This window comes from Bacillus andreraoultii (assembly GCF_001244735.1).
GTDB lineage: Bacteria > Bacillota > Bacilli > Bacillales > Caldibacillaceae > Caldifermentibacillus > Caldifermentibacillus andreraoultii.
In genome coordinates, this window is record NZ_LN868935.1 from 615,352 (window position 1) to 628,122 (window position 12,771).

Below are 12,771 nucleotides of genomic sequence, written 5' to 3' on the forward strand. Positions count from 1 at the left end.
TAAAATGGTACCTGTAGGTAGGACACTTGAAAAAGAGGGTTTCACCTACAGGTATTTTTTTATATACTTGAATTTTAGAATATGAGGATTAGGGGACAACATGAGTAAAATAACTTTTTCAACCAAAGAGATAAAAACACTTCAACAGAATCCAAATATACATCGTGTCAGCGATCGGTCTATTACCTATACTGACGATTTTAAAAATAGATTTATTGATGAGTACCTAGCTGGCAAACTCCCTCGTCAGATCTTTGCGGAGAACGGTTTCGATGTGGACGTTATAGGAATAAAACGAATCGAACAGTCAGCCTGCAGGTGGAAAAAGGCCTATGAGAAGAATGGCTTGATTGGGCTTACGGATACGAGGAAAAACGCTTCCGGCAGACCCTTGAAACGTGAGCTTTCACCGTCCGAAGTGATTGAAAGACAAAAGGCAAGAATCGAACTGTTGGAAGGACAGGTTGAGCTGTTAAAAAAGCTAGAAACGACAGAAAGGAGGCTGCTAAACTCAAGCGAAAATCTAAATCCGAATAATGCATATCAATTGATTCAGGAGACCATTGAACAAAATGGATTTAAGGGGATGACCAGGTATCTATGTGGCCTCTTAGAGGTATCCCGGTCTGGATATTATAGCTACCTAAAGGCTTCCTCTCTCCGGGAAGCAAAGGAGAAATTGGATCTTGAAGCGAAGGAAATCATTTTAAAGGCCTTTAATCGGCGCGGATATAAGAAAGGTTCACGCTCCATTAAAATGATACTGGAGAATGATTTTAACATTACGTTTAGCCGTAAAAAGATACAGAGAATCATGAGGAAATATGGAATCATCTGTCCTCACAGAAAGCCAAATCCTTATAAAAGGATCGCTAAAGCAACCAAGGAGCATCAGGTTGTTCCAAACAAGTTAAATAGGGAATTTAAGCAAGGAGTTCCAGGAAAAGTGTTATTAACGGACATTACTTATTTGCCATATAACGGAAATTCCATGGCTTATTTGTCAACCATAAAAGATGCGTCCACTAACGAACTCCTAGCTTACCATGTTTCTGATCGTATCACTCTAGACATCGCAACAAAGACGATTCACAAACTAATGAAAAACAAGAAGATTACACTACATAAAGATGCCTTCATCCACTCTGATCAAGGGAGCCATTATACGAGCCCCAGATATCAAAAGTTATTAAAAAAATATGGTCTAGGACAATCTATGTCCCGAAGAGGGAACTGTTGGGATAATGCCCCTCAAGAGTCTTTCTTTGGTCATTTAAAAGATGAAGTAGACTATCAATCTTGTAAATCCTTAAAAGAACTAAAAGCAAAAATAAATCACTATATGGTTTACTATAACAATTATCGATATCAATGGAATTTAAAAAAGATGACCCCTATTCAATATAGGAATCATCTTCTAGTTGCTTAACCTCTTTTTTTATTGTGTCCTTGACATAGGTACCATTTTAAGTCGTGTGTCTCTTTTTTTTGAATCTTTTATTAACCCCAACATTTATTATAGAGCCAAAAGAAGCCTCTCAAAAGTTCAGTGAACTCATGAGAAGCCTCCGTTAATTTACCTCAATGTTAGCAAAACGTTAGCATTTCACTCTCATCTTACTTACAAACCCACTCATATCAAGGGTTGGAACGGCTTATTACATCATGCCGCCCATTCCGCCCATGTCAGGCATTGCTGGACCAGCGTTTTCTTCTGGGATGTCAGCTACAACAGCTTCAGTTGTTAAGAACATAGCTGCAACACTTGCTGCGTTTTGTAGAGCTGAGCGAGTTACTTTCGTTGGGTCAACGATACCAGCTTCAATCATGTTTACCCATTCGTTTGTAGCTGCGTTGAAACCAACTCCCGCTTGTTCGTTTTTCAAACGTTCAACAATGACAGAGCCTTCTAAGCCAGCGTTTTGTGCAATTTGACGTACTGGTTCTTCTAATGCACGAAGAACGATTTTCACGCCTGTTGCTTCATCACCTTCAGCTTCGATTGCTGCTACTTTGTTATATACGTTAACAAGTGCTGTACCACCACCGGATACAATACCTTCTTCTACAGCTGCACGAGTCGCATTAAGTGCGTCTTCAATACGAAGTTTACGTTCTTTTAATTCTGTTTCTGTAGCAGCACCAACTTTGATTACTGCAACACCGCCAGCAAGTTTAGCTAAGCGTTCTTGTAATTTTTCTTTATCGAATTCAGAAGTTGTTTCTTCTAATTGAGCTTTAATTTGGTTTACACGAGCACCAATTTTGCTTGGTTCTCCAGCACCTTCAACAATTGTTGTGTTATCTTTTGTAATGACAACTTTTCCAGCGCGACCAAGTTGTTCGATTGAAGCAGATTTAAGTTCTAAACCTAAATCTTCCGTAATCACTTCACCACCAGTTAAAGTAGCGATATCTTCAAGCATAGCTTTACGACGGTCACCAAAACCAGGTGCTTTTACTGCTGCAACATTGAATGTACCACGAAGTTTGTTTACAACTAGAGTTGCTAGAGCTTCCCCTTCAATATCTTCAGCAATAATTAATAATGGTTTTGATTGTTGTAAAACTTGCTCAAGTAATGGAAGAATTTCTTGGATATTTGCAATTTTCTTATCCGTAATTAAAATATATGGATTTTCTAAAACTGCTTCCATTTTATCTTGATCTGTAACCATGTATGCAGATACATAACCACGATCGAATTGCATACCTTCAACAACGTCCATTTCCGTATTGAATCCTTTAGATTCTTCAATCGTAATAACGCCGTCTTTACCTACGCGTTCCATCGCTTCTGCAATTAATTCTCCAACTTCTTCATCACCTGCAGAAATCGTACCAACTTGTGCGATCGCTTCTTTACTATCTACATGTTTTGAAATTCCTTTTAATTCTTCAACAGCAATGTTAACTGCTTTTTCGATTCCTTTACGGATACCCATTGGGTTTGCACCAGCAGTTACGTTTTTCAAGCCTTCACGAATAATCGCTTGTGCAAGAACAGTTGCAGTCGTTGTACCGTCCCCAGCAACATCATTTGTTTTGCTTGCAACTTCAGCAACTAGTTTTGCACCCATATTTTCAAATGGATCTTCTAATTCGATTTCTTTTGCAATTGTTACACCATCATTCGTAATTAAAGGTGAACCAAATTTTTTCTCTAATACAACGTTACGTCCTTTAGGTCCTAATGTAACTTTTACCGCATCTGCTAATTTATCAACACCATTAAGCATGCTACGGCGAGCTTCTTCACTGAATAACATTTGTTTAGCCATTTTAGTCAAATCCTCCTATTCCTTTTTCTATTTGTATCAATTGTTAAGAACAGCATTAATTTATAACTGCTAAAATATCACTTTCACGTAAGATTAAATATTCTTTTCCTTCATATTTTACTTCAGTTCCAGCATATTTTGAGAAGATGATACGATCGCCAACACTCAATTCTAGTGCAACTCGTTCACCGTTATCGAGTACTCGACCAGTTCCAACAGCGACAACTTTCCCTTCTTGAGGTTTCTCTTTTGCAGTATCTGGTAATACGATACCGCTAGCTGTTTTTTCTTCTGTTTCAACAAGTTCAATTACTACGCGATCTCCTAGTGGTTTTAACACAATAAACAACCTCCTCATATATATTAACTATTTTGTTAGCACTCATTGCTTCCGAGTGCTAATTCCAATTATTATAATAATGAATTGATTAATAATTTGCAAGTGTCAACGATTAAATTTTTACATTTTTTTATAAGATTTATCGAGTTTTCAAAGTTGGAGATAAAAATAATCTTAAAATCTGATAAACTGGATAAGGAATATGTGAGGTGGAAACTTTTGAAGCATAATTATAAAGTCATTATGATTACATATGTTGCCATGCAATTGTTTTTAAGTCTTGGTAGTAAAATTACATATGCTTTATTTCAAGCATTCGGTATGAATGGAACGTATACATGGGCCTACGCTGTTGCTACATGGACAGTAATTAGTTTTATTACTACACTGGTCATTACAATGTATCATTTAAAAGATGAATTTTCGCTTCGAAATAAAAACCATTCATTTTTTATGACAATCGGATGGTCCATTTATGGTGTTCTACTTGCTTTTATCACTCAAAGCATTGCTATTATGATTGAATCCTCTTTTGGAATCAAATCTGGATCAAATAACACAGAAAGTATTTTATCTTTAATTAAAATTGCACCATTCATGATTCTTGTTACAACAATTATAGGTCCGATTCTAGAAGAAATTATTTTTAGAAAAATAATTTTTGGTGCTCTTTATAAAAAGTTAGGCTTTTTTATCTCAGCACTCATTAGCTCAATTCTCTTCTCTGTTGCACATATGGAATTTGAACATGTATTGTTATATAGTGCGATTGGCTTTACATTCAGTTATTTATATGTAAGAACAAATACAATTTTTGTACCCATTTTTGCCCATACATTTATGAATACGTATATTGTTATTGGCCAGCTTATAAGCCAAAATATGGCAAATCTACATTAGTATATCTGTTCCTTGATGATTTATTCATTTTATCTGGAACGTATTAGAAAAGTAAGAAAGCTTTATCCTAGAGAAACTACGGAGAATATCAATCCCCTTACGATAAATATCGTTTCCCTCTATGATAAAGCCTTTGTCCACTTTTTATGGTGATTGTTACGCGCCCCTCACGTTTATCAAACAGCCTATCCTTTAACCATGATTTGCAATGGATGACTCTTCTTCACGAACCCTTTTTCGATAGGCAAATTTTGAAATCCAAATACTAATCTCATACAGTAAAAATAATGGTAGTGTAACCATCATATGGGACAATATATCTGGCGGTGTAATTAATGCTGCTATCACTAATAAAATAAAGTATGCGTATTTTCTTACTTTTGATAAAAATATCGGTGTGATAATCCCTAGTCTTGTTAAGAAAAGAATAATGACTGGTAACTGGAATAGTAATCCAAATGGTAATGTAATTTGAAATAAAAATTGAAAGTACTCGTTAATCCCAATCACTGGGTTTATTTCCATCCGCCCTCCAAGCTGTCCCATAAAACGAATAACAAATGGAAATAAGATAAAATATGAAAAGGAGATTCCAGCTAAAAACAAGATAACGGAAATAGGTATATAGGATAATGTAACCTTTTTTTCTCTCTCATAAAGTCCTGGTGATATAAACGCCCATAATTGATATAGGATAAAAGGCGCTGTTAATACACATGCAATAACAAAAATAAATTGCATGTAAATTTTCAGTGGATCCGTTAATCGAAAAGCATTCAAATCAAGTTTGGCCGCTTCATCTGTATGTTGTAAATAAACAATGAGTGGCTCTGCTAGAAAGAACGAACCAATCATTGTCAACGTGAAAAAGGCGATGACATAAATCAACCTTTTCCGCATTTCAACTAAATGTTCGTATACAGTTAACTCGTTTTTCTCCATCCATCCCCTACCTACTTACTTTCCATATCTTTCTTACTTTCTTCTGCGTCATCTGTTAATCCTTTTGTAGCATCCTTAAATTCTCTCAATGTATTTCCCGCTGCTCTCCCTATTTGGGGTAACTTATTTGGACCAAATATAAGTAAGGCAATAAGTAATATTAAAACTAAACTTCCCGGACCAATCATCGGCATCTCTATCCCCCCTTGAACATGTTAATAATCCTACTTTCCCCATATATATAATACTATTCCCCTTCCATATGGAAAATTCCTACTCTACTGCTAATTCTTCTGTAGAATAATGTTTAATTAAATAAACAAATGATTGAAGTTCCACTGCCAAGTCAATATGTTGAACATTAATTGTAGATGGAACGGTTAAGCGTGCCGGTGTAAAATTTAATATTCCTTTTATATCTGTTTTTATAAGTCGATCCGTTACGAGCTGCGCTACATTCGCCGGAACAGTTAAAATGACAACTTGGATACCCTCTGATACTAACTTTTCCTCTAGCTGTTCCATTGAAAAAATCTCAATATCACTAATATAGTTCCCAATTTTCTCCTCATTTGTATCGAAGGCACAGACAATTTTTGTGTTATTGTTTTTTGTAAAATTATATTTTAATAGAGCTGTTCCTAAGTTCCCTACACCAACTAAAGCGACCTTCGTTAGTTCATCTTGATCTAATATTTTTCGAAAAAACGTTAATAAGTATTGGACATTGTAACCATAGCCTTTTTTACCTAAAGCGCCAAAATAGGAAAAGTCGCGGCGAATCGTTGCTGAGTCTACCTTCACCGCTTCACTTAGTTCTGCTGATGAAACCCTTTGTTTCCCTGACTGATATAAATTTTGAATGAAGCGATAATATAATGGTAATCTTTTTGCAGTTGCTTTAGGAATTTTAAGCTGTTCTGTTTCCATGTCAAATCCTCCAATGCTGATAATTTCTTAGTTAATTATAATCTCTTTCCAGTCCCCATAGAAGTACTTTATTCCTTCACCCGAGGGAATACACGTTTTGTCAACGCTTTCAACTTTCATTCTATTACTTATATCATGTTATACAATTATGTTAATATATTCACCTTTTATGATACACTATTTTTTTTCATCTGTCTTGTACATCGATTTGTCTAATCTTTATTTGCTATTCTTTATTATATTCATGTACTATTTTTATATAGATGTTATTTATCATGTTTGGATAAATACATATGATATCTTTATCTTTTACTACTTTCTTTAAACAAATTAAAAATGATTTTTATATTACTTGATTTTTTAATGTGAATGTTGAGGTGTAAGTGATGATTTTACTTCAAGTGAATCAACTGAATAAATATTATGGTGCAGATTTAGTTTTATCAAATATAAAACTCGAAATACATACACGGGATCGAATTGCTCTCGTCGGCAGGAATGGAGCAGGTAAATCAACCTTATTAAAAATAATCTCTGGTGAACTTGCTTATGATTCAGGCGAAATTATTAAACCAAAAGAAGTTACCATTGGCTTTTTAGATCAACATACAGGTCTCGACTCCGAACAAACCATTTGGGACGAAATGTTAACTGTTTTTGAAGAGTTACAAAAAATGGAGAAAAAATTACGTTCACTTGAACAGGAAATGGCAAAAGAAGAAGTATATACAAATGAGAGTAAATATGAAAAGATACTTGCTGAATATGACTTCTTACAACATGAGTTTAAAGATCAGGGCGGCTATCAATATGAAGCAGATATACGTTCTGTCTTACATGGGTTAAATTTCTCCGATTTCCAATATCAAGAAGCAAAAATATCTACATTAAGTGGGGGGCAAAAAACACGTCTTGCCTTAGGTAAATTATTGCTCTCTAAACCAGATATTTTAATATTAGACGAACCGACAAACCATTTAGATATTGACACACTGACATGGTTAGAACAATATTTACAAGCATATGATGGTGCAATTTTAATTGTATCCCATGACCGCTATTTTCTCGATAAAGTCGTTAACCAAGTTTATGAATGTGCACAGCAAACATTGACGAGGTATTCTGGAAATTACAGTCAATACCTTGTTCAAAAAGCAGCAAATTATGAACGAGAATTGAAAATGTATGAAAAACAACAAGATGAAATAGAGAAAATGAGAGACTTTATTGCCAAAAACCTAGCCCGAGCCTCAACGACAAAACGAGCACAAAGCCGGCGAAAAGCGCTAGAAAAAATTCATCTATTAGATAGACCACAGGGAGAAATGTCTGCAAACTTCTCATTTGATATTGAACGTCAAAGTGGGAATGAAGTTTTAAACGTATCGGATTTAGCAGTTGGCTATAACGGGAATCAAGTATCAAAACATATTCATTTCCGTATGACAAGAGGCGATAGTGTTGCGCTACTTGGTCCAAATGGTGTTGGGAAATCTACCTTGTTAAAAACAATTGTTGGACAACTCCCCGCCATTGCAGGTGAAGTGAATCTAGGGACAAACGTTTCCATCGCTTACTATGATCAAGAACAAGCGAATTTGACATCGAATAAGCGTGTATTAAATGAGCTATGGGACGACTATCCAACGAGGACAGAAAAAGAAATACGAACGATTCTTGGCAATTTCTTATTTTCTGGTGATGATGTATTAAAACCTGTTTCTGCGCTAAGTGGTGGTGAAAAAGCGAGACTCTCTTTAGCAAAATTAATGATGCTCCATGCCAATTTCTTAATTTTAGACGAACCGACGAACCATTTAGATTTAGATAGTAAGGAAATATTAGAAAATGCACTTGTCGACTATCCTGGTACAATTCTGTTTGTATCCCATGACCGCTATTTCATTAATCGAATTGCTACAAAGGTATTAGAATTATCTAAAGGTGGAGTAACGGAATATTTAGGTGACTACGATTACTATTTAGAAAAAAAGGCAGAATTGCTTGAGCTAAAACAATTAAAAGAGGAAAAAATTGCTGCTAGCAAAATGAATGAATCGAAGTTTGTACAAGATGGAAAGAAAAAGTATGAACAAGAGAAGGAACTGAAAAAATTAGAACGGCAACGAAAAAGACGAATAGAAGAGATTCAAACAAGAATTGAAACATTAGAATTAGCAATTGCCGAATTAGAACAACTATTTGTTGAACCAGAGATTTATACAGATCATGAAAAAGTAGCTGAATTAAACAATGAAATACAGACGGCAAAATTAGAAATTGAATCCCTGTTAGAAGAATGGAGCGAACTAGACGAAGAATAACACCTTAATATAACAATGTTTAAGGTCCAAGGAAGAAAAATACCCTTGAACCTTTTTCTTTTCTTATATTACAGGCAAGGATTTTGCTAAACATTATTTTGAAGTGAACTTTACATAAGTTATTCACGTTTTCCACAATGTTATACACAGGTTTATCATTGTTTTATCGGTGTTTTTATATTTTTTCCACAAAATCCACAAATAATAGTCAAGTTATCCACAAAATAACTGTGGATTCTATTTAATCCTTTTAATACTTTACCTTGTCGTTAATAATAGTGATATGACAGTAACTTTATCCACAATCTTATTCACAAAGTAGATTTTCAGTGTAAAAAATGTGGACAACTAGAAAAAAATTACTTAATAATTGAACGATCTGTTTAGGAAATATTGATATTTTGATGATATTTCGATACTCTAATGGAAGATAAATAAAAGTTGGTGAATGAAATGATGAATGATTATACAATCACATTACATAATCAGGAAGAAACGATGAGTTTAGCAGAAAGGTTAAGTAATTTCATACAACCAGGCGATGTGATTGCCCTTGAAGGCGACCTTGGTGCAGGAAAAACAACTTTTACAAAAGGATTAGCAAGAGGACTTGGAATCTCAAGGAATGTGAATAGTCCAACATTCACTATTATTAAAGAATATAATGGAAAGCTTCCACTATACCATATGGATGTCTATCGTTTAAAAAATTCAATGGAAGACTTGGGCTTTGATGAATATTTTGATGGTGAGGGTGTCACGGTTATTGAGTGGGCTCATATGATAGAGGATCAACTTCCTAATCAACTGTTAAAAATCGAAATTACACGAATGAGTGACAAGGAGAGAAATATCACATTCTATCCCGTTGGCAATCGATATGAACAATTATGTAAGGAGTTTTTTCATGAATACACTAGCCATTGATACATCTACAAATGTCCTCGGAGTTGGAGTTGCCAATGATGAAAAGGTAATTGGTGAATATATTTCTAATATAAAACGAAACCATTCCACACGAGTACTTCCTGCCATTGATTTTTTATTAAAAGATTGCAATATGAGCTTAAATGATATGGAAAAGATTGTCGTAGCAAATGGACCTGGATCCTATACGGGACTTCGAATTGGGGTAACCATTGGAAAAACATTAGCTTGGACACTGAATCTTCCAATTGTAGGCGTCTCTAGTCTGCAATTAATGGCTGCCAGTGGTCGATACTTCCAAGGCCTCATATCTCCTATTATGGACGCAAGAAGAGATAATCTTTTCACAGGTCTTTATCAATATGAAAATGATCAATTAATACAAGTAATAAGCGATCAACATATATCAATTGTAGAATGGTGTGAATTAATAAAAACATATGAAAAACCTGTATTATTTATAGGAAATGATGTCGCTTTACATAGAGAAAAAATAGCGACAATCGCAAATGAATATGCTTGTTTTGCCCCAATTACAACCAATATCCCTCGACCAGGTGAATTAGCCTTAATTGGTAGTAAATTGGAAAATGAGGCAAACATTCATTCATTTAAGCCAAACTATTTGCGACTTACAGAAGCAGAAGCAAAATGGAGAGAGAAATCTGACAGAAATTGAGGGGATTGTCTTATGATTACACCCGTTTTTCGTAAATTAACCATTGCAGATGTTGATCAAATAATAAATGTCGAACACGCCTCCTTTACATCACCTTGGACAAAAGACGCATTTGCACGAGAATTAACTATGAATCCCTATGCACTTTATATTGGTGGAGATCTTGATGGGAAAATAATTGCTTATGGTGGAATGTGGATTATTATCGATGAGGCACATATTACAAATATCGCTGTCTTACCCGAGTATCGGGGAATGAAAATTGGTGAACAATTAATGTTAACAATGATGGAAACAATGATTGGTCATGGTGCGAAACGAGCAACATTAGAAGTTAGAGTTTCCAACGAAATTGCGCAAAATATGTATCGTAAATTTGGGTTTAAAAACGGAGGAATCCGTAAAGGGTATTATACGGATAATTATGAAGATGCTTTAGTAATGTGGGTGAATTTAAATGAATGATATATATATTTTAGGTATTGAATCAAGTTGTGATGAAACAGCTGCATCCGTCGTAAAAAATGGTAGCGAAATGATGTCGAATATTGTTGCTTCACAAATTGAAACACATAAAAGATTTGGTGGTGTCGTTCCAGAAATTGCATCTCGTCAACATGTTGAGCAAATTACAACAGTTATTGAAGAAGCAATGAACCAAGCAAACATAACTTTTTCACAGCTATCCGGAATTGCAGTCACACAAGGGCCAGGTCTCGTTGGCGCATTATTAATTGGAGTTGAAGCTGCCAAATCATTAGCATTTGCTCACTCACTCCCACTGATTCCTGTCCATCATATTGCAGGTCATATTTATGCCAATCGTCTCGTAGATGAAATGAAGTTTCCTCTACTAGCTCTCGTTGTCTCTGGTGGCCATACGGAGCTTATTTATATGAAAGAACACGGCCACTTTGAAGTGATTGGTGAAACAAGAGATGATGCCGCAGGAGAAGCTTATGATAAAGTAGCAAGAGTTTTAAACCTTCCTTACCCTGGTGGTCCTCATATTGACCGACTAGCTCATGAAGGACAAGCCACGATTGATTTACCACGAGCATGGTTAGAAGAAGGTTCATACGATTTTAGCTTTAGTGGATTAAAATCAGCGGTGATTAATACGGTTCATAATGCTGAACAACGTGGTGAAACCATTAAACCTGAAGATTTAGCTGCAAGCTTTCAAGCAAGTGTTGTAGAAGTGTTAGTAGAAAAGACAAGTCGAGCTGCCAAAGAGTATAATGTTAAACAAGTAATCTTAGCAGGTGGGGTTGCTGCAAATAAAGGATTACGTGAAGGGTTGAAGGAAAAAGTTTCAGAACTAAAAGGGATTGATTTAATTATCCCCCCATTAAAGTTATGCACAGATAACGCAGCAATGATTGCAGCATGTGGAACAATTTTTTATGAAAATGGTATCCGCGCCAATCTCGGACTTAACGCCAATCCAGGATTAGATTTAACCTCATTTAATAGAGAATAACCAAGTGACAGGACTTTGTTTTCATATAGCGGTGTCCAATCTAAGGATTATCTTAGTAAGTATGAATAATCTTTGACACCGAGGGAAACAAAGTCTTTTTGCTTATACATCATGAGAGGACAATTACTTTTTGTATTGTCCGCGGCTTTAAAGTAATTGTTAGAGAATAATAGCTATAAGGAAGTATTTCTTCATTTGTTTTCGTTCGATTTTAAGTAATTCATTCAATTTTGAGTGATGAAATTGGGAATCTTGATTGTTTGGTTATCGCTGACCAATTTGGTGATGAAATTGATGAAACGGTGATCTTGAAAGGTTGTAAACGTCCATTTAGGTTAAAATGTAGAAAAACAGACATCTTAAAGGGGGGAGATGACACATGTAAAATTTAGATTGAAATCTCATAAAAAAGACATTTTGAAAGGCTATAGATGCTCAATTCAGTAAAAATTTAATGAAACAGCCAACAAGCAGGATATGGAATCCCAATTTAATTGAAAGTCCAGTTTGATGAGCAGCTAGAGCTAACGTAGAGGCAGAAGTATGAATAAAAGATTACCAAATAGGTTAGGATACTATACATTGCACTTGGTACCCTTTTATTCTAGGTATGAATCCTTAATCCTAATGAAAGAACTCCTAACTTTTTGAAATAATAATATTCCCGTTCATACCTGTTTGAATTTATAGATAAGGAAGTTAGGAGTCGTGTATTTCTATTTTTCAAACTTTTTATAAAGTCCACCATTTATTATAGAGCTAAATTTACAAAACTCACACAAAACAAAAGAAAACAAGGTTTACCTAGGTTTATCTTAGAAACAAATTATATGAAATGGCGGTCCGGACGGGACTCGAACCCGCGACCTCCTGCGTGACAGGCAGGCATTCTAACCAGCTGAACTACCGGACCAGATTGCGGGGATAGGATTTGAACCTACGACCTTCGGGTTATGAGCCCGACG

At 35.3% G+C, this 12,771-nt stretch carries 12 protein-coding genes and 1 tRNA gene; 7 read left to right on the forward strand and 6 right to left on the reverse strand.

The annotated features are described in order from the left end of the window. Positions 1-100: 100 nt before the first annotated feature. Positions 101-1,429 (forward strand): IS3 family transposase, encoded by a 1,329-nt coding sequence (locus BN2144_RS03220; RefSeq protein ID WP_033826480.1) that lies wholly within the window; start codon positions 101-103, stop codon positions 1,427-1,429. A gap of 229 nt (positions 1,430-1,658) precedes the next feature. On the opposite strand, the gene groL is transcribed toward BN2144_RS03220, so the two are convergent. Both groL and groES read right to left on the reverse strand, forming a co-directional pair. Further along, the gene (gene groL, locus BN2144_RS03225) at positions 1,659-3,281 is read right to left on the reverse strand and encodes a chaperonin GroEL (protein ID WP_033826907.1); all 1,623 of its coding nucleotides are present in this window, start codon (positions 3,279-3,281) and stop codon (positions 1,659-1,661) included. A gap of 55 nt (positions 3,282-3,336) precedes the next feature. Then, positions 3,337-3,621: a co-chaperone GroES gene (groES, locus tag BN2144_RS03230; RefSeq protein WP_033826908.1), complete on the reverse strand. Its 285-nt coding sequence runs from the start codon at positions 3,619-3,621 to the stop codon at positions 3,337-3,339. A gap of 219 nt (positions 3,622-3,840) precedes the next feature. Between groES and BN2144_RS03235 the strand changes: the two genes are divergently transcribed. Further along, positions 3,841-4,521, forward strand: a complete 681-nt coding sequence (locus BN2144_RS03235; RefSeq protein WP_033826909.1) for a CPBP family intramembrane glutamic endopeptidase — start codon at positions 3,841-3,843, stop codon at positions 4,519-4,521. Between the two features lie 192 nt (positions 4,522-4,713). Here the strand turns inward: BN2144_RS03235 and tatC are convergent, their stop codons facing one another. The 3 genes from tatC to BN2144_RS03250 form a co-directional block, all read right to left on the reverse strand. Continuing rightward, complete coding sequence (gene tatC / locus BN2144_RS03240) at positions 4,714-5,463, reverse strand: twin-arginine translocase subunit TatC (protein ID WP_033826910.1); 750 nt, start codon at positions 5,461-5,463, stop codon at positions 4,714-4,716. 11 nt (positions 5,464-5,474) lie between these two features. After that, positions 5,475-5,657 (reverse strand): twin-arginine translocase TatA/TatE family subunit, encoded by a 183-nt coding sequence (tatA, locus tag BN2144_RS03245; RefSeq protein ID WP_033826911.1) that lies wholly within the window; start codon positions 5,655-5,657, stop codon positions 5,475-5,477. Between the two features lie 79 nt (positions 5,658-5,736). Further along, complete coding sequence (locus tag BN2144_RS03250) at positions 5,737-6,393, reverse strand: redox-sensing transcriptional repressor Rex (protein WP_033826912.1); 657 nt, start codon at positions 6,391-6,393, stop codon at positions 5,737-5,739. A 386-nt stretch (positions 6,394-6,779) separates the two neighbouring features. Here BN2144_RS03250 and BN2144_RS03255 point away from each other — a divergent pair, with 386 nt between their 5' ends. The 5 genes from BN2144_RS03255 to tsaD all read left to right on the forward strand — a co-directional run bounded on the left by BN2144_RS03255 (position 6,780) and on the right by tsaD (position 11,806). Then, the gene (locus tag BN2144_RS03255) at positions 6,780-8,717 is read left to right on the forward strand and encodes an ABC transporter ATP-binding protein (protein ID WP_033826913.1); all 1,938 of its coding nucleotides are present in this window, start codon (positions 6,780-6,782) and stop codon (positions 8,715-8,717) included. Positions 8,718-9,173: 456 nt separating this feature from the next. Beyond that, positions 9,174-9,644 carry a tRNA (adenosine(37)-N6)-threonylcarbamoyltransferase complex ATPase subunit type 1 TsaE gene (gene tsaE, locus BN2144_RS03260; RefSeq protein WP_033826914.1) on the forward strand — a complete coding sequence of 157 codons (471 nt, stop codon included), beginning with the start codon at positions 9,174-9,176 and terminating at the stop codon, positions 9,642-9,644. Beyond that, positions 9,625-10,323 carry a tRNA (adenosine(37)-N6)-threonylcarbamoyltransferase complex dimerization subunit type 1 TsaB gene (gene tsaB, locus BN2144_RS03265; protein ID WP_033826915.1) on the forward strand — a complete coding sequence of 233 codons (699 nt, stop codon included), beginning with the start codon at positions 9,625-9,627 and terminating at the stop codon, positions 10,321-10,323. Before tsaE ends, tsaB begins: the two co-directional genes overlap by 20 nt. Before the next feature lie 12 nt (positions 10,324-10,335). Then, positions 10,336-10,788 (forward strand): ribosomal protein S18-alanine N-acetyltransferase, encoded by a 453-nt coding sequence (gene rimI / locus BN2144_RS03270; RefSeq protein ID WP_033826916.1) that lies wholly within the window; start codon positions 10,336-10,338, stop codon positions 10,786-10,788. After that, positions 10,781-11,806: a tRNA (adenosine(37)-N6)-threonylcarbamoyltransferase complex transferase subunit TsaD gene (gene tsaD, locus BN2144_RS03275; protein WP_033826917.1), complete on the forward strand. Its 1,026-nt coding sequence runs from the start codon at positions 10,781-10,783 to the stop codon at positions 11,804-11,806. The genes rimI and tsaD overlap by 8 nt, the downstream gene beginning before the upstream one ends. Before the next feature lie 836 nt (positions 11,807-12,642). Here the strand turns inward: tsaD and BN2144_RS03280 are convergent. Beyond that, positions 12,643-12,719 (reverse strand) — tRNA-Asp (locus tag BN2144_RS03280). Positions 12,720-12,771: the final 52 nt, after the last annotated feature.